General features: G+C 37.3%; 17 protein-coding genes. All 17 read left to right on the top strand.

Going from position 1 to position 24159, the window contains the following annotated elements; all coding sequences use genetic code 11:
- Positions 1 to 6: 6 nt before the first annotated feature.
- The 17 genes from rseP (at position 7) to recJ (ending at position 24118) form a co-directional block, all read left to right on the top strand.
- On the top strand, positions 7 to 1263 hold the full coding sequence (rseP, locus tag F5ESL0260_RS05355; RefSeq protein ID WP_122026155.1) for an RIP metalloprotease RseP: 1257 nt from the start codon (positions 7 to 9) through the stop codon (positions 1261 to 1263).
- Positions 1264 to 1300: 37 nt separating this feature from the next.
- Entirely contained in the window at positions 1301 to 3001 is a 1701-nt protein-coding gene (locus F5ESL0260_RS05350; protein WP_122026154.1) for a proline--tRNA ligase, read from the top strand.
- A 5-nt stretch (positions 3002 to 3006) separates the two neighbouring features.
- The gene (locus F5ESL0260_RS05345; RefSeq protein ID WP_122026153.1) at positions 3007 to 7314 is read left to right on the top strand and encodes a PolC-type DNA polymerase III; all 4308 of its coding nucleotides are present in this window, start codon (positions 3007 to 3009) and stop codon (positions 7312 to 7314) included.
- Positions 7315 to 7419: 105 nt separating this feature from the next.
- Entirely contained in the window at positions 7420 to 7893 is a 474-nt protein-coding gene (gene rimP / locus F5ESL0260_RS05340) for a ribosome maturation factor RimP (RefSeq protein ID WP_122026152.1), read from the top strand.
- Positions 7894 to 7912: 19 nt separating this feature from the next.
- Positions 7913 to 9169: a transcription termination factor NusA gene (gene nusA / locus F5ESL0260_RS05335; protein ID WP_122026194.1), complete on the top strand. Its 1257-nt coding sequence runs from the start codon at positions 7913 to 7915 to the stop codon at positions 9167 to 9169.
- An 18-nt stretch (positions 9170 to 9187) separates the two neighbouring features.
- Positions 9188 to 9484 carry an RNase P modulator RnpM gene (rnpM, locus tag F5ESL0260_RS05330; RefSeq protein ID WP_110446180.1) on the top strand — a complete coding sequence of 99 codons (297 nt, stop codon included), beginning with the start codon at positions 9188 to 9190 and terminating at the stop codon, positions 9482 to 9484.
- 2 nt (positions 9485 to 9486) lie between these two features.
- Complete coding sequence (locus tag F5ESL0260_RS05325) at positions 9487 to 9798, top strand: ribosomal L7Ae/L30e/S12e/Gadd45 family protein (RefSeq protein ID WP_046324994.1); 312 nt, start codon at positions 9487 to 9489, stop codon at positions 9796 to 9798.
- Between the two features lie 4 nt (positions 9799 to 9802).
- Positions 9803 to 12442, top strand: a complete 2640-nt coding sequence (gene infB / locus F5ESL0260_RS05320; protein WP_122026151.1) for a translation initiation factor IF-2 — start codon at positions 9803 to 9805, stop codon at positions 12440 to 12442.
- Between the two features lie 17 nt (positions 12443 to 12459).
- Entirely contained in the window at positions 12460 to 12822 is a 363-nt protein-coding gene (locus F5ESL0260_RS05315) for a ribosome-binding factor A (RefSeq protein ID WP_046324992.1), read from the top strand.
- A 46-nt stretch (positions 12823 to 12868) separates the two neighbouring features.
- On the top strand, positions 12869 to 13762 hold the full coding sequence (gene truB / locus F5ESL0260_RS05310) for a tRNA pseudouridine(55) synthase TruB (protein ID WP_122026150.1): 894 nt from the start codon (positions 12869 to 12871) through the stop codon (positions 13760 to 13762).
- Between the two features lie 18 nt (positions 13763 to 13780).
- Positions 13781 to 14713 (top strand): riboflavin biosynthesis protein RibF, encoded by a 933-nt coding sequence (ribF, locus tag F5ESL0260_RS05305; protein WP_122026149.1) that lies wholly within the window; start codon positions 13781 to 13783, stop codon positions 14711 to 14713.
- 134 nt (positions 14714 to 14847) lie between these two features.
- Positions 14848 to 15897, top strand: coding sequence for a heat-inducible transcriptional repressor HrcA (hrcA, locus tag F5ESL0260_RS05300; RefSeq protein WP_046324989.1), 1050 nt, complete (start codon positions 14848 to 14850; stop codon positions 15895 to 15897).
- A 12-nt stretch (positions 15898 to 15909) separates the two neighbouring features.
- Positions 15910 to 16503 (top strand): nucleotide exchange factor GrpE, encoded by a 594-nt coding sequence (gene grpE / locus F5ESL0260_RS05295; RefSeq protein WP_046324988.1) that lies wholly within the window; start codon positions 15910 to 15912, stop codon positions 16501 to 16503.
- A gap of 18 nt (positions 16504 to 16521) precedes the next feature.
- Positions 16522 to 18378, top strand: coding sequence for a molecular chaperone DnaK (dnaK, locus tag F5ESL0260_RS05290; RefSeq protein WP_046324987.1), 1857 nt, complete (start codon positions 16522 to 16524; stop codon positions 18376 to 18378).
- Between the two features lie 80 nt (positions 18379 to 18458).
- Entirely contained in the window at positions 18459 to 19601 is a 1143-nt protein-coding gene (dnaJ, locus tag F5ESL0260_RS05285; RefSeq protein ID WP_046324986.1) for a molecular chaperone DnaJ, read from the top strand.
- A gap of 370 nt (positions 19602 to 19971) precedes the next feature.
- Positions 19972 to 21810, top strand: coding sequence for a translation elongation factor 4 (gene lepA, locus F5ESL0260_RS05280; protein ID WP_122026148.1), 1839 nt, complete (start codon positions 19972 to 19974; stop codon positions 21808 to 21810).
- A gap of 31 nt (positions 21811 to 21841) precedes the next feature.
- Positions 21842 to 24118, top strand: a complete 2277-nt coding sequence (gene recJ / locus F5ESL0260_RS05275; RefSeq protein ID WP_122026193.1) for a single-stranded-DNA-specific exonuclease RecJ — start codon at positions 21842 to 21844, stop codon at positions 24116 to 24118.
- Positions 24119 to 24159: the final 41 nt, after the last annotated feature.

Below are 24159 nucleotides of genomic sequence, written 5' to 3'. Positions count from 1 at the left end.
ATTCTTGTGAAAGGTATACTAATCTTTTTAGTTGTATTTGGAATATTGGTTTTTGTCCATGAGTTTGGGCATTTTATTGTTGCTAAAAAATGCGGCATTTTAGTGCGTGAATTTTCAATTGGGATGGGACCTAAACTTTTCCAAGTACGACGCAATCCTACTACTTATACCATTAGATGGCTGCCTTTAGGTGGCTATGTGCGTTTGGCAAGTAAAGATGATGAAACTACGTTAGCTCCTGGTATGAGAGTAGTTTTGCAACTTAATCAGCAAAATGAAGTAGTCAGGATTGATGCTTCTGAGTCGGATGTCCCGCTTGAAGGAATTCCATTGCAGATCACTAAGTTTGATCTAGTTGATAAACTCTTTATTTCAGGGTATGAAAACGGCGAAGAAGAAAAACTAGTAACATATCATGTTAATCATGATGCCACTATCATTGATCAATCAAATACTGAACTGATCATTGCTCCCCGTGACACGCAGTTTCAAGAAGCAAATGTCTGGCAAAAATTAGCTACTAACATTGCTGGCCCTTTGATGAATATTATTCTGGGTTTTGTTGTTTTTTTGATTTGGACCTTTACCGTTCCTGGACCAGCTACTACAGAAGTAGCAGAAGTGGCACCAAATTCGCCGGCTGCGCTTGCAAAACTTGAGCCTGGTTCAAAAATAACGGCTGTTAATGGTCATAAAATAACCTCTTTTGAACAAATATCTGCAGAAATTTATCAAAGCAAAGGCAAAAAAACTAATATTGCGGTGGTCAAAAATAATCACCAAAAAGTGATAAGTGTTCAACCACAAGTCGTTAAGGTGCAGGGGCAAAAAGTTTATCAAATTGGAATTAGAGCAAAAAGCGATGATAGTTTTAATGCTAAGTTTAAGCGTGGCTGGGATACAGCCGTTTCCACAACGGGGATGATTTTTAACGCAGTTGGTGGTTTATTCCGTCACTTCAGCTTAAATAAACTTTCTGGCCCAGTTGGGATTTATTCACAGACATCACAGGTTTCTAAAATGGGCTTCACCTATATTTTGGCTTTTTTGGCAATGATTTCTATTAACTTGGGTATTGTCAATCTAATACCAATTCCTGGCTTAGATGGTGGTAAATTTTTACTAAATATTATTGAAATCTTTCGTGGTAAACCAATTTCTGAAAATCATGAAGCTATAGTGGAATTAATCGGTTTCGGTTTACTGTTAGTTTTAATTATTGCTGTAACGGGCAATGATATCTACCGTTACTTTATTAAATAAAAAAATTAAATAAAAAACAATTTGGGAGAGAGAATTAATGCGTCAATCTAAATTATTTATGCCGACTTTAAAAGAGGCACCAGCTGATGCTGTTGCTGAAAGTCATAAATTAATGTTGCGAGGTGGATATGTTCGCCAAGTAACAGCTGGAGTTTATGCCTATTTGCCCTTAGGATATCGCGTCTTAAGTAAAGCCGAGAAAATAATGCGCGAAGAAATGGCAAAAATCAACGTGCCGGAAATGGCAATGCCAGATCTTTTGCCTGCGACTCTATGGGAAGAATCAGGTAGATGGCAAAAATATGGACCTGAAATGTTTAAATTAAAGGACAGACATGGCCGCCAAAGTTTACTGGGACCGACTCATGAGGAAACCTTTACTGATATTGTCGCTAAAGATTTAAAGAGCTATAAACAAATGCCAATTGCTCTTTTCCAAATTCAATCAAAGTTTAGGGACGAAAACAGACCTCGTTTTGGTTTATTAAGGTCTCGTGAATTTATAATGCTTGATGCCTATAGCTTTGCTGCCACTAAAGAGCAACTTGATCAGCAGTTTGAGGATGAAAAGAAAGCTTTTACGGCCGCTTATCATCGGTGTGGTTTAAAGGTTACCCCAGTAATTGCTGATTCTGGTACTATGGGTGGCAAAAATTCGACAGAATTCCAAGCTCCTGCAGCAATTGGTGAAGATACTATTGCCACTAATGAAACAGGAACATATTCAGCTAACTTAGAAATGGCTTCAAGTGTCGATACTTTCAAGCCAGAAGAAGAACAATTAAAGCAAGTTGAAGAAGTTGCTACTCCAGGTAAAGAAACTATTTCTGATCTTGTTCAATTCCTGCAAGTGCCAGCTACACGGATAGTTAAAAGTATCCTTTACCTTGCTGATGAAAAAGCAAAGGTATTGGTTTTAATTCGTGGCGACAAACAGATCAACGAAGTAAAATTAAAGCACCTGTTAGATGTAAATTCACTTAGAGTAGCTACAGATGATGAACTAGAACAGATAACTGGTGTCACTAAGGGTAGCGTCGGACCAATTAATGCTGACTGGGCAGATCAAGTTGTTGCAGATAACACGGTAAAAAACTTGTATAATGTTGTTGTTGGTGCTAATAAAACTGGTTTTCAATTTAAAAATGTGAATTTAAAGCGTGATATTAATCCAGACAAGTTTGGAGATATTAGGGTAGCCAATGAAGGTGAACCGGATCCGGTTGATCATCTCCCTTTAAAATTCACTACTTCTATTGAAGTTGGTCATATTTTTAAACTGGGAACATATTATACCAAAACCATGGGTGCAGACTTTTTAGATCAAAATGGTAAAGCCCAGCCCGTTATAATGGGTTCATACGGCATTGGCGTTACCAGAGTATTATCTGCAGTCATTGAACAACATTTAACCAAAAATGGTGTAGCCTGGCCCAAAGAGATTGCACCTTTTAGTCTTCATATCGTTCAAATGAAAATGAAAGATAATGATCAATCTGCTCTGGCTCAAAAACTTGAAGAAAAATACAGTGCTAAGTATGATGTATTATATGATGATCGTAATGAACGTGCTGGCGTGAAGTTTGCGGATGCTGACTTACTAGGCGCTCCAGTTAGGGTTACAGTCGGTAAAAAAGCAGCTGAAGGTGTAGTTGAAGTCAAAAGACCTGCTGACGAAAAAGCTACTGAAATGACACTGTCTGAATTAGATGATTTTGTTAATAAAGAGTTAGGATAATTTTCGTGACTGATAAAAATAAACTATTTTTAAGGTTATTGCAGCAAATAAAGTTTCCGCAAGAATTTGCAGATAATAAATTGTTGCAAAAAGGCGAAATTGAGAACGTGGATGTTTACGCTAGAGAACACAGGTGGGATATCCACGTTCTTTTTACTACACCGTTAAAATTTGCAACTTTTGATGCACTAAATAAGGCAATAACCGCTAATTTTTCTTCTTTTGTAAATACTCGCTTGTATATTCGTTCTCTGGATGGAGCAGATGACTACTTAACCGATTATTGGCACTATGCTGTCCAGAATTCTCAGGCTTTGCAGCCGGTGGCTCGAGAATTTATTTCCAGCCATAAACCTAAAAAGGAAGATGGACGCTGGATTATTCCCGTAGATAATTTGGTTGTTGATGGGCTGCTTGAACAAAAGATGCTTGATGAGCTAGCTGAAGAAATGAGGAATTATGGTTTCTTTAATTTAAAGTTTGTAACTGAAATCGATGATGAAAATTCTCTCAATAATTTAGCCAGTCTTCAAGAATTGCAGCAGCAGCATGAGCAAAACATGCAGGAAGAATATGATGCTGCTCCAACACAAGAGAAAGTCAAAACTCCAAGTTATCCTACTAAAAAAAGTCGTTATGGCAACCGTAAGCTTGATGAAAATCTGCCTATAACACAAATTAAAGATGTTATCGATGGCAGCAGAAATGTTGTAATAGAGGGAAATATTTTTAATATTTCCAGCAGAGAATTAAAAACCGGTTCAATTATATTTACTGGTGAAATAACAGACTATACTGATTCTATCTCATTTAAGAAATTTGTTTCTGATAAAGATCAAATTCAAAGTAAGAAAAACATAAAACCTGGAACCTGGGCAAAAATGCAGGGATCAGCTTCTCAGGACCAGTGGAGTCATGATACAGTTTTTAACATTTCGGCTTTGGAAATTATTGAGCATGTCGGTCGAACGGAAAAGTATCAAGGCGAAGAAAAAAGAGTAGAATTACATCTGCACACCAATATGAGTCAGCTTGATGCAACCAATACGGCAACAGACTTTGTCAAAGCCGCCAAAAAATTCGGTCAAAAAGCAATCGCGATTACAGACCATGCCGATGTTCAAGCCTTTCCAGAAGCATATAATGTTGGTAAAAAGAATGGCGTCAAAATTATTTATGGTCTTGAAGCTAATATGATTGATGATCATGCTCTGCTTGTTCTTAATCCTGCATCAATGACTTATAAAGATCGTGAATTTGTCATTTTTGACGTTGAAACAACTGGTCTTTCTTCTGTTTACGATACTATCATTGAAATTGGCGCCGTTAAGATGAAAAATGGTGAAGTTCTGGAAAGATTCGATAAATTTATTAATCCCCACCATCCATTAAGCGAACAGACAATTAACTTAACTTCAATTACTGATGAAATGGTTGGGGCTGCTGATGACGAAGCTGTAGTAATTAAGCAATTTCAAGATTTTTATGGCGATCGACCACTTTGCGGTCATAATGTGCAATTTGACGTTGGATTTGTTAATGCTGCATTAAGACGGGCAGACCTCAGCGAAATAACTCAACCGGTAGTGGATACACTTGAAGTATCGCGTTTGCTTCACCCAGAACAATCAAGACATACGCTTGATTCACTGGCTAAAAAATATAATGTAGTCTTAGAGCATCATCATCGAGCTAATCAGGACGCTGAGGCTACGGGATATTTAATGTTTAAGCTTCTGGAAGCTTTTACCAAAAAGTATCATGAAGATGATTTAGGTAAGATGAACGAATATGCTGCTCAAGGTCAAGTATTTAAGAGAGCACGACCACAACACATGACTATCTTAGCTAAAAATCAGACTGGTCTTAAAAACATGTATAGGTTGGTTTCAATCGCAAGTACAAAAGATTTTTATCGGATACCAAGAACGCCAAAGTCTGATTTGGTGAAAAATCATGAAGGCCTGCTATTCGGTTCAGGTTGTTCTGAGGGCGATGTTTTTGTCGCAATGATGCAGAAGGGCTACGATGAGGCTCGTAAAAAAGCCCGCTTTTATGATTATCTTGAAATTCAACCTCCCGCAAATTATTCCATTATGATTGAAGATCATTTGATCGCCGATGAAGCAGAACTTGAAGAAATTCTGACTAACATTTATAAATTGGGTAAGGAATTGAATAAACCAGTGGTAGCTACTGGTGACGCTCATTACATTGAGGAACATGATGCTATTTACCGTACAATTTTAATTTCGGCACAACGCAGCAATCCTGATAGAAACAAAAAGCAGCCTGATATGCACTTTTACACCACTCAGGAAATGCTGGACGCATTTAGCTTTTTAGGTGAAGATGTTGCTAACGAAATAGTCATAACCAACCCTAATAAAATAGCTGAATCAATTGAAGAAATTTCACCTATTAAAGATGGACTTTATCCTCCTCACATTGATAATGCAGATGAAGAAATGAAACGTTTGACTTATGACAAGGCTCATGAACTTTATGGAGATCCGTTACCTAAGATAGTTCAAGACAGACTTGATATGGAACTCAACTCGATCATTTCAAATGGTTATGCAGTTATTTACTTGATTTCACAAAGATTGGTGGCTAAATCTAATAAAGACGGCTACTTAGTTGGCTCCCGGGGCTCTGTGGGCTCCAGCCTTGTTGCTACAATGTCAGGAATCACTGAAGTCAATCCTCTGCCACCGCACTATCGTTGTCCAAAATGTAAATACTCGGAGTTCTTTGAAAATGGTGAATTTGGTTCAGGCTATGACTTGCCTGATAAAAAGTGTCCCAACTGTGGGGCAGAGTTAGTTAAAGACGGCCAGGATATTCCATTTGCAACATTTTTAGGATTCCATGGTGACAAAGTTCCAGATATTGATTTGAATTTCTCTGGTGACTATCAACCAGTGGCTCATAACTTTATTCGGGTAATGTTTGGACCTGATAATTCATACCGTGCCGGTACAATTGCCACAGTGGCAGATAAAACAGCCTATGGTTATGCTAAGCATTATGATGAAGAAAAAGAATTGAATTTGCGCGGAGCAGAACTAGATCGTCTTGCAGCTGGAGTCAGCGGCGTTAAAAGGACAACTGGTCAGCACCCGGCAGGAATTGTTGTGGTTCCCGATGATATGGATATTTATGACTTTACTCCGGTACAATACCCAGCAGATGATGTTAATGCTGCCTGGTTAACGACGCATTTTGACTTTCATTCCATTCATGATAATATCTTAAAATTTGATATTTTAGGCCATGATGATCCAACGATGATTAGGATGTTGCAGGATCTTTCAGGCGTTGATCCGTTAACAATTCCCCCTGATGATCCCGGAGTGATGTCACTTTTTTCAAGTCCCAAAATATTAGGCGTGACCCCTGAACAAATTCAATCAGAAACAGGTACCCTAGGGGTACCGGAATTTGGTACTAAATTTGTTAGAGGGATGCTTGAAGAAACCAAGCCAACTACTTTTTCTGAGCTGTTGCAAATTTCAGGTTTGTCACATGGTACTGACGTTTGGCTAGGAAATGCCGAGGAATTGGTTAATAATGGCACGTGTAAGTTAAAAGATGTTATTGGCTGTCGTGACAATATCATGATGGACCTGATCCACTGGGGTGTTAAACCTGAAGTAGCCTTTTCTACAATGGAATCTGTGCGTCATGGCCGCGGAATTAGTGATGACGATATGGCTGTTTTAAAGAAAAACGATAAGATACCTGACTGGTATATTCCGTCTTGTCTCAAAATTAAGTATATGTTTCCTAAGGCCCATGCTACCGCCTATATCCTAATGGCTCTTAGAATTGCCTGGTTCAAGGTTTATTATCCTGAAATTTACTATACCGCTTATTTTTCAGTCCGTGCCGACTTATTTGACTTGGTCGCTATGAGTCATGGTAAAAATACGGTCAAAAAGGCAATGGCAGATATTCAGAATCAGGGAAACGATGCATCGGCAAAGGACAAGAGTTTGTTAACTGTTCTTGAAATTGCTAATGAATGTTTGGAACGTGGAATTAAAATTAAAATGGTCGATATTAATAAGTCAGAAGCGACCAATTTTAAAATAATAGATAAGCATACTATTTTAGCACCGTTCAATGCTGTTCCCGGATTAGGAAACAATGCAGCTAAACAGATTGTGGCTGCTAGAACTGAGCAAGAATTTTTATCAAAAGAAGATTTGGCTAATCGGGGCAAAGTATCCCAATCGATCATGGATTATTTGGAGGATAACGAAGTCTTAGCAGGTATGCCAGATCAAAATCAACTGTCACTCTTTTAAAATTTTGCAGTATTAATATAAATGTGTTATACTTTCTAAAGAAGTTCGAATAAATGATTCGGAGTGGGCAAATTTGCTCACTCTTTTTATTACGGAGGAAAGTACTTGGCGAAAGTTAAAGATTCTGTTATCGAAGAGATCAAACCAATTATTGCTGCACGAAACGATGAGTTTGTTGATATGGAATATGTTAAAGAAAAAGGTCAGAATTATTTAAGAATATACGTTGACCGTGAAAATGGTATTGATATGGATGAAATTGCAGGGTTAAGTGAACTATTATCTACGAAACTTGATCAGTTGCAACCTGATCCATTTCCTGATCCATATATTTTAGAAGTTTCTTCACCTGGTATCGAGAGACCATTAAAAAATGCTTCCGACTGGCAAAAGGCTTTAAATGACTATGTACATGTTAACCTTTATCAAAAAGTTGAAGGCGAAAAGGAATATGAGGGAACTTTAAAATCTTATGATGATAACGAAATCAAACTTGAAATAAGAGTAAAAACAAGGAAAAGGGTTTTATCACTTCCCCGTAAATTAATTGCAAATATTCGTTTTGCAATTGAGTTTTAGAAAGGTTGATTTAGAAATTATGTCTAAAGAAATGCTTGAAGCGTTTGCTACTTTGGAAAAAACTAAAGGTATAAAACAAGATGTAATTGTTGAAGCAATAAAAGCGGCATTAGTTGCAGCATATAAAAAGAATTATAACCAAGCAACAAATGTCATAGTTGAATTCGACGAACGCAGAGGGGACTTCAAATTAATGACTGAAAAAACTGTCGTTGAGGAAGTTCATGATGAACGCCTAGAAATCAGTTTAAAAGATGCTTTGACAATTAACCGGGCATATGAACTTGGTGATAAAATTCGTTTTGAGGTTGCTCCCAAGAACTTTGGTCGTATTGCTGCTCAAACTGCTAAACAGGTTATTATGCAACATTTACGCGAAGCTGAAAGAAACCATATTATTGATGAATATTCTCAATATGAAGATGAATTGATAACTGGCACAGTTGAAAGACGTGATAATCGCTTTGTTTATGTTAAAATTGGTAATGTTGAAGCAGTAATGCCTCGCAATGATCAAATGCCAGGTGAAACTTATAATCCGCAAGATCAGATTCGCGTTTTAGTGACTCACGTTGGCTCGGATTCTAAGGGAGCCCAAATTACGGTTTCACGCACTGCCCCTGATATGGTAAAAAGGTTATTTGAACAGGAAGTACCTGAAATTTACGATGGAACTGTAGAAGTTGTTTCAATTGCACGTGAAGCAGGAGACAGAACCAAGATTGCCGTGAAATCGAATGATCCTAACATTGATCCAGTTGGTACTTGCGTTGGTCAAAGAGGTGCCAGAGTGCAAAATGTGGTCAACGAACTTGACGGTGAAAATATAGATGTAGTTAAATACGAAGAAGATCCATCAGATTATATAGCTAATGCTTTGAATCCTGCAGAAGTTATTGCCGTGCAATTTGGCGATGAAGACGATGAAAAAAGTGCTTTAGTAATAGTTCCTGATTACCAATTATCACTGGCAATTGGGAAAAAGGGCCAAAATGTTCGTTTGGCTGCACGGTTAACCGGTTATAAAATAGATATCAGACCAGAATCAGAAGTAGAATTTGTTGATGAAAGCAGTGATCAAGCTGAAAAGGAAAATAAAGAAGCTGAATCTGACAATTTAGTAGCAGGCGATGCAAGTTTTGCAAGTGATGTAACAGAAGATTCTGCTGCAGAAGAAGAACCTGAAGCAGAAACTTCATCTGATGAGACCAAAACAGAAGATGGACTTCAAGCTGAAGCTACTAACGGTGAAACGATAGATACTACTGAAGAGTAATGCAAGGGGTGAAACTTTTTGAAAAAAAGAAAGATTCCAATGCGAAAAGACTTGTTAACTAATACTATGCAGCCCAAAAAAGAATTGGTCAGAATTGTGGTAGACAAAGAAAAAAATATCGCAGTTGATCCTACTGGAAAGAAACCTGGTAGAGGAGCATATGTCTCACTTGATCCAAGTCAGATCAAAAACGCTCAGAAAAAGGGATTGATTGAGCGCAGCTTAGGAACAAAAGTGCCTGAAGAGTTTTACCAAGAGCTTTATTCATATGTTGACCATCAAAAGGCAAGAAAAGAATTGTTTGGTGATAAATAGGTTTGCAAAATAGACAAAAAGCATTAAATTTAATAGGACTAAGCCAAAAGGCAGGTAAACTGGTTTCAGGATTTGAAATTGTGTCAATAAGCGTAAAGGCTAAAAAAGTTAAGCTGATTATTTTAGCTCAAGACGCACAGACGGATACCACCGCAAAGATTACCAAGATTGGAAAACAAAATAACGTATCTGTGATTACGGAATTTAATAGTAGTGAAATTTCCCAAGCTATTGGTAAAAAGCGTAAAGTTTTGGGAATTACTGATACTGGTTTTGGCAAAGCATTGTTACAAAAAATCAAAGAAGGAGTGTGATTTGATGACTAAAACAAGAATTTATGAATTGGCGAAAGAATTAGGCATCGATAATAAAACTGTGGTCAATAAAGCAAAGGACCTGGGGTTTGATGTTAAAAATCATATGTCATCACTTGAAGATACACAAGTAGAGCAAATAAAGGGTAGTTTCCGCAGTAGCTCCGCTCCCGCCAAAAAGCAAGAAAGACCAGCGAAAAAGAGCAGTAAAATCAAAATTTCTGTTACTTCAATTCGTAAAAATGAAAAAAAGCATGATGAAACTAAGAATGGTAAAAGTAATAGAAAAAACAATAACTTTCACAAGTCAAATAATAGATCTAGACAAAGTCAAGATCGCACTAGACAACATTCCAATTTGAGTCAAAAAACTTCTAAACCAGTAGCCCAAGATTTATTAAAGCAATTAAAGCAAAAACAACGAGTGGAAGAGAAAAAATTAAATCGGCAAACAGAAAGAGCACAAAAGTCTTATAAGGAAAATCAGACTAAAACTAAACCAACGTCTGCTGAAACTAATAAACCTGTTTCTAAGAATGAAAATAAAGTAGTTAAAACTGAAACTACTGCTCCTAAAGTGACGGGACCTAAAATTCTTAAACCTTCACCAGCCAGGTTTAAGAATAATCAAAAGTCTACACCTGTTCGTCAACCTAAAGTTTTAGATACTGCTGCCCCTGAACCCGAAAAAGAGGAAAAACGTCGTGGCAACGGTCATGGTCGTAACTCTGGCAAGCCAGGCAGAAAAGGTAAAAATCAAACCTATGGTGCAAATAATTATTCGAAACACCAAGAAAAGCGTAAGCGTAAAAATAGGAAGAAGCAGTTTGAACAAGTACCTAAAAAGCAGCCAACGCAAAGAAAAGAGCGGCCATTACCAGATACTCTGGTTTACGAAGTGGGTATGAATGCTCAAGACTTAGGAAAAATTTTGCACAGAGAGCCAGCTGAAATAGTCAAAAAATTATTTATGCTGGGTGTCATGACTAATCAAAATCAATCCCTTGATAAAGATGCAATAGAATTAGTAGCGGCTGAATATAATATTAATGCTCAAGAAAAGGTTCATGAGGATATATCTGACATTGATAATCTTTATGACAAGAGAATGAAAGCTTCTCTGAAATCTAAGCATTTAATTAAACGCCCACCAGTAGTTACTATTATGGGACACGTTGACCATGGTAAGACAACACTGCTTGATCGTTTACGTCATACGCATGTTTCGGCTCATGAAGCTGGAGGAATTACGCAAAAAATTGGTGCTTATCAGGTAAGAGTTGATAATCAGCCAATTACTTTCTTGGATACACCAGGACATGCCGCATTCTCAAATATGCGTGAACGTGGAGCAGAAATTACCGATATTGTTGTCTTGGTTGTTGCTGCAGATGACGGTGTAATGCCTCAAACTGTTGAAGCAATTGATCATGCTAAGAGTGCTAAAGTTCCAATTATTGTTGCCATTAACAAGATGGATGTTCCGGGAGCAAACCCTGAGCATGTTACTGAGCAGTTAATGAAGTACAATTTAATTCCGGAAAATTACGGTGGTGACACAATATTTGTTAACATTTCTGCTAAAACTGGTGAAAATGTTGATGAACTTTTGCAAATGATCCTTTTGCAAGCGGATGTGATGGAATTGAAAGCAGACCCAACGCAAAAAGCAATTGGTACTGTTATTGAAGCCAGACTTTCTCGTGGACGTGGTCCTGTTGCCGACCTTTTGGTTCAACAAGGAACACTAAAAGTTGGCGATCCAATTGTAGTTGGGAACCGCTTTGGTAGAGTTCGTGTTATGACTAATGACCGCGGTCGTCAAGTCGAAAAGGCTACTCCGTCAATGCCAGTAGAAATTACCGGATTAAATGATGTTCCAGAATCTGCTGATAAAATAGTAGTGTTCGATGATGAAAAGACGGCTAGAAGTGTTGGTGAACAAAGAGCGCAACAAGCTTTGCAACAATCTCGTGAAAATGTTCAACATGTTACTCTTGATAACCTGTTTGACACAATGAAAAAAGAAAACATGAAGGAAGTAGATGTTGTCTTAAAAGCGGATGTTCAAGGTTCTGTAGAGGCTTTACAGCAGTCACTTGAAAAGATAGAAGTTGAAGGTGTGCGTGTAAACATCATTCATGCTGGAGTTGGTGCTGTAAATGAATCAGATGTTACCTTGGCTGGCGCTTCGAATGCCTTCATAATTGGCTTTAATGTTCGTCCAACAGCTACCGCAAAGTCACAAGCTGAAACAGATGGTGTAGATATTCGTCTGTATAGCATCATATACAAGGCTATTGACGATGTTAAAGCAGCCATGAAGGGTATGCTTGAACCAACTTATGAAGATAAGGTTGTGGGCAATTTGACTGTACGGGAAACTTGGAAGGTTTCCAAGGTAGGAACAATTGCTGGTGCCTTTGTCGATTCTGGTTATGTTTCAAAAGATTCTGAAATCAATTTGATTCGTGACGGTGTTGTAATATATACTGGAAAAGTGGCTTCACTTAAAAGATTTAAAGATGATGCTAAAATGGTTAAACAAGGGTTTGACTGTGGTTTAACAATTGAGGGCTACAATGATATCAAAATTGGTGATGAGATGGAAGCCGTTGAAAAGCAAGAAGTCAAACCTGAGTAATTAACAGGGAGGAAAGCATGAAACACAGAATTGGTCGTGTTGAAGGAGAAATCCTCCGTGAATTAACGAAAATTTTGCGCAAAAATATTCGTGATCCACGTGTTAATGACGTTACTATTACAGCAGTTGAATGCACTAATGATCTCTCGTATGCTACTGTTTACTACAGTATTCTTTCAGAAGATGCTAAAAAGGAAGAAGAGGCTGCAGCTGGTTTAAATAAGGCAAAGGGCATGATGCGGCATTTGTTGGGTCAAGTCTTAACTGTCTACAAAGTTCCTGAATTAATATTTAAACGAGATAATTCAGTTAAATACGGTAGCAAAATTGATCGGTTAATTGCTGAAGTTAAAAAGCAGGATGAAAATCGAAATAATTAATAAAAGCGCTGTTAGGCGCTTTTTTCATGGTTAAGGTACGGGAAAAATGTTAAATGGTATATTGGTGATAGACAAAGAAAAAGGCATGACGAGTGCTGATGTTGTCTATCAATTACGCAAAGTCTTGCACATTAAGAAAATAGGTCATGCTGGTACTCTTGATCCTGATGTTACAGGTGTTTTACCAGTCGCAATAGGACAGGCTACTAAACTAATTGAGTTAATGCATACTCAAAATAAAAGATATATCGGACAGGGAATACTTGGTTTTGCCACCGATAGTTGCGATATTAGCGGCAAAATAACAGCTAGCAAAAAGATCACGAATAAAGTCAAATCAACTGAGATAAAAGATGCAATGCAAGAATTTGTGGGACAAATTGAACAGGTGCCGCCGATCTATTCTGCTGTGAGGGTTAACGGTAGGCATTTATATGAATATGCACGAGCTGGTATAGAGGTAGAACGACCTAAAAGGCAAGTTAAAATTTTTGCTTATAATCTTGTAAATGAACCTATCTTTGATAAAGAAAAAGGCCAAGAAATGTTTGACTTTGAAATTGAATGTAGTAAAGGAACCTACGTTCGTTCTTTAATAAATGATTTAGGTACCCAACTGAAAATACCAGCAGTAATGAAAAGTTTGCGCCGCACATCTAGTTCAGGTTTTGATATTAGTCAGTCTGTAAAACTTTCTGAAATTACCGAAGATCCTAAATTAATTGATCAAATTATTCAACCAATTGATTCTTTTTTTAGAAATTACGTGCAAATGAATCTTGATGAAAAATTATGGTCTAAAGTTAAAAATGGTGTAGCTATTTCTTTGAAAACGAATGCAAATAATGTGGCATTACGTTACAATAATAAAGTTAAGGCAATTTATCGCAAAGATGGTACCATTTATCGCCCGTATTTAATGCTTTTACAAAATGAATAGGTGAATGAAGGTCTTATTATGGAAATTATCCATTTAACATACCCCTTTAAGGAAAACATAATTCCCCAAAATATTATTCTTGCTTTAGGTTTCTTCGATGGAGTTCATCGCGGACATCAAGAATTAATCAAAATTGCAAAAGAAAAGGCAACGCAAAAACATTTGCCACTAGTGGTAATGACGTTTGATCGTCATCCAAAAGAAGTCTATCAAAATAAAAAAGTTACTTACATAGATACGCTTGCAGAAAAAGCATACAAGATGCAAAAACTCAAAGTTGATTATTTGTTGGTGATGCATTTTAATGAGGCATTTAGTAAACTTACGGCTCAGGAATTTGTTGATAATATAATAGTTCAATTACACGCAGACACTGTAGTTGCTGGCTTTGATTACACATATGGCCCTAAAGACACGGCTAATATGAAAAATTTCCCTAAGTTTGCTCAGGGAAGGTTCAATATAATTAATGTCCCTAAGCAGTCTTATGATGGTCAAAAAATTGGTTCTACGGAAATCAAGAAAGCGATAACTAGTGGAAATATGGAATTAGCCGCTAAGTTGTTGGGCTTTCCCTATGTTATGTCAGGCTATGTAGGTCACGGTTTGCGCAATGGGCATAAACTAGGTTTTCCCACAGCTAATTTGGTTTGGAGTGAAGACAAGGCTGTTCCTAAAATTGGCGTATATGCGACTAAAACCAAGATTTGTGGTAAGTGGTATGACTCAATGACAAGTGTAGGCTATAATGTGACTATCAATCAGGGGAAAAAGCTTTATATTGAGTCAAACTTATTTGGCTTTGATCAGGAAGCCTATAATGAGGAAATGGTAATTAAATGGTATAAGTATACCCGTGGTGAAATTAAATTTGCAAATTTAAAAGAGCTAACACAACAAATGAGTCAAGACGAGGCTGAAATTAAAAATTATTTTGCTGCGATGAATTAATTAATGATACTAAAAAATGATTGACGTTTTTTAAGAAAAAAGTTAGCACTCAACTTGACATTCTGCTAAAAGCTAGTATCATATAAATTGTTAGCACCTAATCAGATTGAGTGCTAAAAGTGAGGGCGATATTTATGTTGACCGAACGTCAAGAATTAATTTTAAAAACAATTATCAATGATTTTACGCAGACACATGATCCTGTTGGGTCCAAGACTGTTATGAATCAACTGCCTATTAAGGTTTCAAGTGCTACTATTCGTAACGAAATGGCTGTTTTAGAAGATAAGGGTTTGATTGAAAAAACTCATTTGTCCAGTGGCCGCGTACCTTCAACTGAAGGCTACCGCTACTATCTTGACAACTTGGTTGAACCTTTACAAATTTCATCTTCTGTATATAAGCGAATCATTAGTCAGCTTGATCAACCGTTTCATCAGGTTAACGACATCGTTCAGGCAGCTGTAAAAATTTTATCGGATCTAACCAATTACACAGCATTTGCGGAAGGTCCTGAAAATAGTGAATTAACTATTACTGGTTTTCGTATCGTGCCATTGTTTAACAGACAGATTATGGCTGTCTTAGGAACTAGTGATGGTGACGTTCATGACCAGGTTTATACTTTACCTTATAATGTTAATGGTGATGAAATTGAACAGGCTGTGCGCATGATTAACGATCAGCTGGTGGGCAAAACTTTAGATCAAGTTACTCCAGACTATCTTAAAAAGACTTTGGGCAATAAACTTAAAGTTGCTCATGTCTCTGAACTGATTAATTTGGTCGAGGATGTTATTAACGATGCTGCCAGTGAGCAAACCTATGTTGATGGCCAGATTAACCTGCTTAACAACATTTCTCTGGACGATATTTCAAACTTAAGATCGCTCTATGAAATGATTGAGCATAATGATTTGATTTCCAGTATTTTGGACAATAGGCAAAATTTGAAAAGCGACAGGTATCCGGTTCGAGTTAGTTTAGGATCCGAATTATCAAATGATTTGTTAAAGGATTACAGTCTGCTTACGGCAGAGTACAGCGTTGGCTCTCATGGAAAGGGCATAATTGCTTTACTTGGCCCTGATAATATGCCGTATTCTCAGGTGATTGGATTACTCGAGTATTTCAGAAACGAACTATCTAAAAAATTACTTGATTATTATGGTAGATTCAAATAAAGGAGGTTAGCCGTGAGTAAAGAAGAAAATAATAGTAAAAACTCAAAAAAAGAGCCAAAAAAAGATGAGCATAAAAAGTCAAAGACAGAAGTAGAAAATTCTAAGACTAAGGCTAACGAAGAAAAGAAACCAGAGTCTTTGGAAAGTAAATTGCAGCGTAATTTGACTCAATTGCAAAAAGAAAAAGACGATCTGGAAGATAAGTATTTGCGCAGTCAAGCTGAGATGCAAAATATGCAAAATCGCTACAATAAAGAAAGAGCGCAGCTTATCAAATATGAGTCTCAATCCTTAGCTAAAGATGTTTTGCCAGCGATGGATAATTTAGAAAGAGCTTTAGCTACTAAAGTCGATGACGAAGCATCAAAACAGCTTAAAAAAGGTGTACAGATGACACTTGATTCACTGGTTAAAGCGATGAAAGATCACGGTATCAGTGAAATTATAGCTGAAGGTGTCAAATTTGATCCCAATTTACACCAAGCTGTTCAAACCGTTGCAGCTGAAAATGATGATCAAAAAGATCATGTTGTACGAGTTTTACAAAAGGGATACTTGTACAAAGATCGTACTTTAAGACCAGCTATGGTTGTTGTAGCACAATAATTGAAAGGAAGCATATCAATGTCAAAAGTTATCGGAATTGACCTCGGAACTACTAACTCAGCAGTTGCCGTTTTGGAGGGTAAAGAACCCAAAATTATTACTAACCCAGAAGGAAATCGCACTACCCCTTCAGTAGTTGCCTTTAAAGATGGAGAAATCCAAGTAGGTGAAGTTGCCAAAAGACAAGCAATTACCAATCCCAATACTATTTCTTCTATTAAACGTCACATGGGCGAAACTGATTATAAGGTCAAAATTGGTGATAAAGCTTATACACCACAGGAAATTTCAGCAATGATCTTGCAGTATATCAAGAAATTCTCTGAAGATTATTTGGGCGAGAAAGTAACCGATGCTGTTATTACTGTACCTGCATACTTTAATGACGCTCAGCGTCAAGCTACTAAGGATGCTGGTAAAATTGCCGGCCTTGATGTTAAGAGAATCATTAACGAACCTACTGCATCTTCCCTTGCATATGGTCTTGACAAAGATGCTGAAGACGAAAAAGTTTTAGTTTACGACCTTGGTGGTGGTACTTTTGATGTTTCCGTTTTGCAATTAGGTGACGGTGTGTTCCAAGTTCTTTCAACTAATGGTGATACTCACCTTGGTGGTGATGACTTCGATAACAAGATTATTGATTGGTTGATTAAGAACTTTAAAGATGAAAATGGTGTTGACCTTTCTAAAGATAAAATGGCTTTACAAAGGTTAAAGGATGCTGCCGAAAAGGCGAAGAAAGATTTGTCTGGTGTTTCAGCAACCCATATTTCATTGCCATTTATCTCTGCAGGTGAATCTGGCCCATTGCACCTTGAAGCCGATTTAACTCGGGCAAAATTCGATGAATTAACTTCTGACTTAGTTGAAAAGACTAAGATCCCATTTGATAATGCTTTAAAAGATGCTGATTTAACAGTTAATGACATTGATAAAGTCATTTTAAATGGTGGTTCTACTCGAATTCCTGCCGTACAGGATGCAGTTAAGAAGTGGGCTGGTAAAGAGCCTGATCACTCAATTAACCCAGACGAAGCTGTTGCTTTAGGTGCTGCTATTCAAGGTGGTGTCATTTCAGGTGACGTTAAGGATGTTGTTTTACTTGATGTAACCCCATTATCACTTGGTATTGAGACAATGGGTGGTGTATTTACCAAACTTATTGAAAAGAATACAACTATTCCAACGTCAAAGAGCCAGATTTTCTCAACTGCTGCTGATAATCAACCAGCTGTTGATGTGCACGTTTTGCAAGGTGAACGCCCAATGGCTGCCGATGATAAGACTTTAGGACGGTTTGAATTAACTGATATTCCTGCAGCCCCTCGTGGTGTACCACAAATTCAAGTTACTTTTGATATTGACAAGAACGGTATCGTTAATGTTTCTGCTAAGGATATGGGAACTGGTAAAGAACAAAAGATTACTATCAAGAGTTCATCCGGCTTATCTGATGAAGAAATTAAGAAGATGCAAAAAGAAGCTGAAGAACATGCGGAAGAGGATAAGAAGAAGAAAGAAGAAGTCGACTTACGTAATGAAGTTGATCAATTAATCTTCTCCACTGAAAAGACCTTGAAAGATGTCAAAGGCAAAGTCTCTGATGATGATACTAAGAAAGTTCAAGATGCACTTGATGCTTTAAAGAAAGCTCAAAAAGACAACAATTTGGATGAAATGAAAGCTAAGAAAGATGAATTATCCAAGGTTGCACAAGACTTAGCAGTCAAATTGTACCAAGCTAATGGTGGAGCTCAAGGTGCACAAGGACAAGCTGGACCTCAAGCCGGACCACAAAATCCTGGTTCACAAGATGGTAATAATGGTTCTGCAGGTGAAGGTGAATTTCATAAGGTAGACCCAGATAAGTAAAGGGTTTATAATTGAATAAATTAGAAAAGAACTGCCAGGAAAAGTAGTTCTTTTCTTTTGTAAGGTTAAGGAGCTTATAGATGGCACAAGAAGATTATTATGAAGTGCTGGGAGTAGATCGCAATGCCAGTGACAAAGAAATTACCTCTGCTTATCGCAAACTTGCCAAGAAGTATCACCCCGATTTAAACCATGAGCCTGGTGCTGAGGAAAAATATAAAAAGGTTAACGAAGCCTATGAAGTATTACATGACAAGCAAAAAAGAGCCCAATATGATCAATTTGGTTCAGCTGGAGTCAATGGTCAAGGAGGTTTTGGCGGTGCTGGTCAAGGATACAGTGACTTTGGGGGCTTCGGTGATTTTGGCGATATATTTAATGATTTCTTCGGTGGTGCCACAGGTGCCAATCAACAACATGTAAATCCCACGGCGCCAACTCGCGGTGAGGACTTAGATTATACGTTGTCTATTGATTTTATGGATGCAATTACGGGTAAGAAAACACAAGTTTCCTATACTAGGAGTGAAACCTGCCCAACTTGTGGGGGCAATGGTGCTGAAAAAGGCACACATCCGATAATTTGTGATAAATGTAATGGCTCAGGTTATATGACTATCACTCAAAAATCCCTGATAGGTATGATTCGACAGCAAGCTGTTTGTGACAAATGCCATGGAAAAGGTGTAATTATTGAACATCCATGTCAAACTTGTCATGGTAATGGCGTAATTGACGGTAAGAATACCATTGAAGTTAATATTCCTGCTGGAATAGACAATGGCCAGCAATTGCGTTATGAAGGTCAAGGCGAAGCTGGTAAAAATGGTGGTCCTTACGGTGATTTGTACATCAATTATCGGATTAAACCATCAAAGGAATTTGAGCGTAAAGGTACAACTATTTATACGACCGTTCCAATTTCATTTGCCCAGGCAACGTTAGGCGATGAGATTAATGTTAAAACTGTACACGGCGAAAAGAAGCTAAAAATTCCTGCAGGTACTCAACCAAATAAGAAATTTACCATCCACGGACAAGGTGTTCCGTATTTGCGTGGCAACGGTAACGGCGATCAGATTACCACCGTTCAAGTTCAAATTCCAAAATCAATTAATGAGAAGCAAAAACAGGCTCTAGTTGATTTTGTCAAAGCAGGTGGAGGGTCAATAATGCCGCAAGAAAAAGGATTTTTTGAAAGGCTAAAAGAAAAATTGCAGTGATAATTACGTTATCATAACTTCACTGATTAGATCTTTTTGATTAAAATAGAAGAAAAATTGCAATGTTAGAATGTCCTAAGGGTTATAAATATTGGAATAAAAATGATACCGGGATAACTATATCGGCGGATGCACCTCAATGGGCAAAAAAAGAATTTCATAAATATATGAAACTTTTTGCAAAAAATGGAAAACCTGATAAGCACGGTATAGTCAAGTATTATTAACATTTTTGGCAATTTGAACAAGAGCTGATTCCTAAAATATAAAGGAATTAGCTCTTTAATTTTGTCATGTTTCTTAATTCGTTTTATACAGTCTGTTGAATTTGCTATAATAATAAAGATAGAGTAAAGGGTGCAAATTATTTATGGACATAACAAAATTACAAGATTATCAAAAACATATTCGCAACTTTTCCATTGTTGCTCATATTGATCATGGAAAATCAACGATTGCGGACCGTATTTTAGAGTTGACCGATACAGTATCTGAACGCCAATTAAAAAATCAGATGTTAGACGACATGCCGCTTGAGCGCCAACGCGGTATTACCATTAAGATGAACTCGGTTGAAATTAAATATCATGCTCAAGATGGCGAAGACTACATTTTTCATCTAATTGATACACCAGGACACGTGGATTTTTCATACGAAGTTTCACGTTCTTTAGCTGCGTGTGAAGGTGCGCTCTTAGTAGTCGACGCTTCGCAAGGCGTACAAGCCCAAACTTTGGCAAATACTTACTTGGCAATTGATGATGATTTAGAAATATTGCCTGTAATAAACAAGATCGATTTGCCTTCGGCTAACCCAGAGCAAGCTAAAGAAGAAATTACAGAAATGCTGGGACTTGATGCATCCGACGCTGTTGAAGTTTCTGGTAAAACTGGTCAGGGCATTAAGGAGTTGCTTGAACGAATCGTAAAAGACATTCCGGCACCGCAGGGTAATTTGCAAAACCCACTTAAAGCATTAATTTTTGATTCTAAGTATGATGACTATCGCGGGGTAGTTCTCTCTGTCAGGATTGAAGAAGGGACGGTTAAACCTGGCGATAAAATAAAAATCATGAATACGGGTAAAGAGTATGAAGTAACTGAAGTGGGAGTTTCTAGTCCACATCCAGTTAAAAAGGATATTCTGATTGCGGGGGATGTTGGTTACCTAACGGCTAACATCAAGTCCGTTCGTGAAACTCGTGTTGGTGATACAATTACTGCAGCGGAACATCCCACAGCTGAGCCATTACCTGGGTATCGGCAGATACCACCAATGGTGTATTCTGGTATGTATCCCGTAGACAACTCTAAATATGATGATCTTAAAGAAGCTTTGCAAAAATTGCAGCTCAATGATGCTGCTTTAGAATTTGAACCTGAAACTTCAACCGCTTTAGGCTTTGGCTTTAGGTGTGGCTTTTTAGGTTTACTCCACATGGATGTGGTGCAGGAGAGACTTGAACAGGAATTTAACCTAGACTTGATTATGACTGCCCCTTCTGTAGATTATCATGCAATTATGAATGACGGTACGACCAAAGTAATTGATAATCCTTCTGATTTACCGTCTGCAGGTGAATATAAGGAAGTGCAGGAACCTTTTGTTAAAGCAGAAGTAATGGTACCGAATGATTTTGTCGGTCCTGTGATGGAATTATGTCAACGCAAACGAGGCGAGTTTGTGACAATGGACTATTTAGACAAATATCGGGTTAACGTAATTTACAATATGCCATTGGCTGAAATTATTTATGACTTTTTTGATGATTTGAAGTCTTCTACTAAGGGTTATGCTTCTCTTGATTACGAAATTACGGGTTACCGCGCAACAGATTTAGTTAAAATTGATATTCTGTTAAATAAGCAAGTTGTTGATGCTTTAAGTTTCATAGCCCACCGGGATGAAGCACAAAATAGAGCAAGACAAATGACCTCGATGCTTAAGAAATTAATTCCGCGGCAAAACTTTGAGGTTGATATTCAGGGAGCAATTGGTGCTAAAATAATTTCGCGTGCCACTGTTAAGCCATACCGCAAGGATGTAACTTGGAAAATTCATACGGGAGACCCTGATAGAAGAGCTAAATTACTAGAAAAGCAAAAGAGGGGTAAAAAGCGGATGAAGGCTGTAGGGCATGTTGAAATTCCTCAAGATGCTTTTATGGCAGTTTTAAAAATGAATGATGATGATTTAAATTCAAAATAGTAGGAAAATAAAAAGGCTGAATTAATTAATGATTGAATGGCGTGAGCGCAAGGGTGAAAAATTAGCTCCAGAATTGATTGAAAAGTATCAGCTTAGTCCGATTACGGCTAAGCTGCTTTCTTTGCGCGGAATAAATACTGACGCAAAACTTGCATTTTGGTTTAATGCAACTGAAGACGATTTAGCAGACCCTTACTTAATGCACGATATGCAAAAAGCTGTTACAAGGATTAACCAGGCAATTGATGCAGGTGAAAAAATTACTATTTATGGTGATTATGACGCAGATGGTATTACTGCCACCAGTATCATGATGGAGACGCTGGGAATTTTAGGAGCCGATGTTCATTTCTTTATTCCTGATCGCTTTAAAGATGGCTATGGACCAAATCTTGAATCCTACAAGAAAATTGTAGCAGACGGTACGAAACTAATTATTACTGTTGATAATGGTGTTACAGGGGTTGAAGAAGTAGACTATGCTAAAAGTATGGGTGTTGATACAATAATTACTGATCACCATAAATTTCAAGATAAATTGCCTGAAAGTTATGCCCTAGTTCATTGTAATTACCCCGGACAAAAATATCCGTTTGATGACTATTGCGGCGCTGGAGTAGCCTATACAATTAGCCGAGCCTTGATGCAAGATTCAATGCCAGAATTACTGGAGCTGGCAATGATTGGTACAATCGGTGACATGGTTAAAGTCTCAGGGGAAGGCCACATTCTCGTCAAGCGGGGCCTTAAAATGCTCAACGAAACTGAGCGACCAGGTTTGAGAGCTCTAATAAAAAAAGCTGGCTTACAAATGGGACACATAGACGAAAATGATGTTGGTTTTAATATTGCACCAAGACTGAATGCGGTTGGCAGACTGGATAATGCCAGTTTAGCTGTAGACCTTCTCTTGTGTGAAACTGATGATGAGGCAGAAAAGATTGCAGATAAAATTGAAGAATTAAACGCTAAACGTAAAAATTTAACTAGTAAAGTTTACAATTCCTGTCTCAATCAAATTAAAAATAATGGCTGGGAAAGAAAGAAAACCTTAGTTTTATATAATCCTAAGTTTCATGAAGGCGTTTTAGGATTAGTTGCCAATAAACTGGTAGAAAAAACTCACAAACCAACTATAGTATTGACTAAAAATGACAAGGGAATCATAAAAGGTTCTGGGAGGTCTGTAGACGGTTTTAATCTTTTTAATGCATTAGAACCTTTGAAAGATAAACTGTTTCTCAAATTTGGCGGTCATGACTTTGCCTGTGGTCTGTCAATGACAGAAGACAAGATAACTTCATTGCGTGCCACTTTCGAGAAAAGTTTTAAAGGAATTTATAATCAAAATATTCGCTATTATGATTGTGAATTACCATTTTCTAATCTTGACTTGAAAATAATTACTGACATTAAAAAGGCGGGGCCGTTTGGCAGCGATAATGTAACTCCTGTTTTCAGCATATTGCATCCTGCAATAAATAGCTGCTTTTACATGGGAAAAGAAAAAAACCATATTAAGTTAAATATTGGAAAAAATAATAAGAATATTGATGTTGTCGGCTTTAACAAAAAATATTTGACCAAGATTCTCTTACCATATGTAGATCAAATATTTATTGAGCTGCAGGAAAATTGTTATCGTAATCAGATAAAACCACAAGGAATAATCAAGGGCATCATTTTTGCTGCGCCAAAATTAGCAGTTCCTGCACCTGTTATTGATTTGCGGAATGAAAAATACATAATGGGATTTGCCGATAGGTATTTGATTTTTGATAAAAGAAATAAAAATATTGCTTCTAGCCTGTATGATATTGATCCAGCTAAAATTACTTTGGTAAATGATTATAAGAATGAGGGTGAAGTAGCTGCTTTTCTTGATGTTCCCCGTAATCTGCAGGAACTCAATTTAGCTTTAACTAATAATTACGACCAACTTTATTTGCGCTTTATTATGGATCAATTGCCTGTTAAGCAACTACCGCTAAAAGCTGATTTTGTGAGGCTGCTGAAATACGTGTATTCTCACCCTGGTTTGGCTGTAGCCGATTATCGTGCGGTAGGTTTATTTTTACAAATCACTTATGATAAGATTCTTTTCATTTTGCGGGTGTTTTTTGAACTAAAATTTGTCAAATTAGAAGATGACAGAATATTCGGCGTTGCCAATCCCATAAAAAGAAAATTAACAGATTCTAATTATTTTAGGGCAACTAATTCCCAAATTAAATTTATAACTGATTTAAGACAGATGCCAAGTCAAAAATTACTAATGTACGTGAATGAGCAATTAAAACAACATTAATTTCTCACGGATTTAATGCTTTTAAGTTCAAAATCTGTTAG

The sequence above is a fragment of the Lactobacillus sp. ESL0260 genome (genome assembly GCF_003692935.1).
GTDB classification, from domain to species: Bacteria; Bacillota; Bacilli; order Lactobacillales; family Lactobacillaceae; genus Lactobacillus; species Lactobacillus melliventris.
This window is presented reverse-complemented; position numbering and strand designations above follow the sequence as displayed.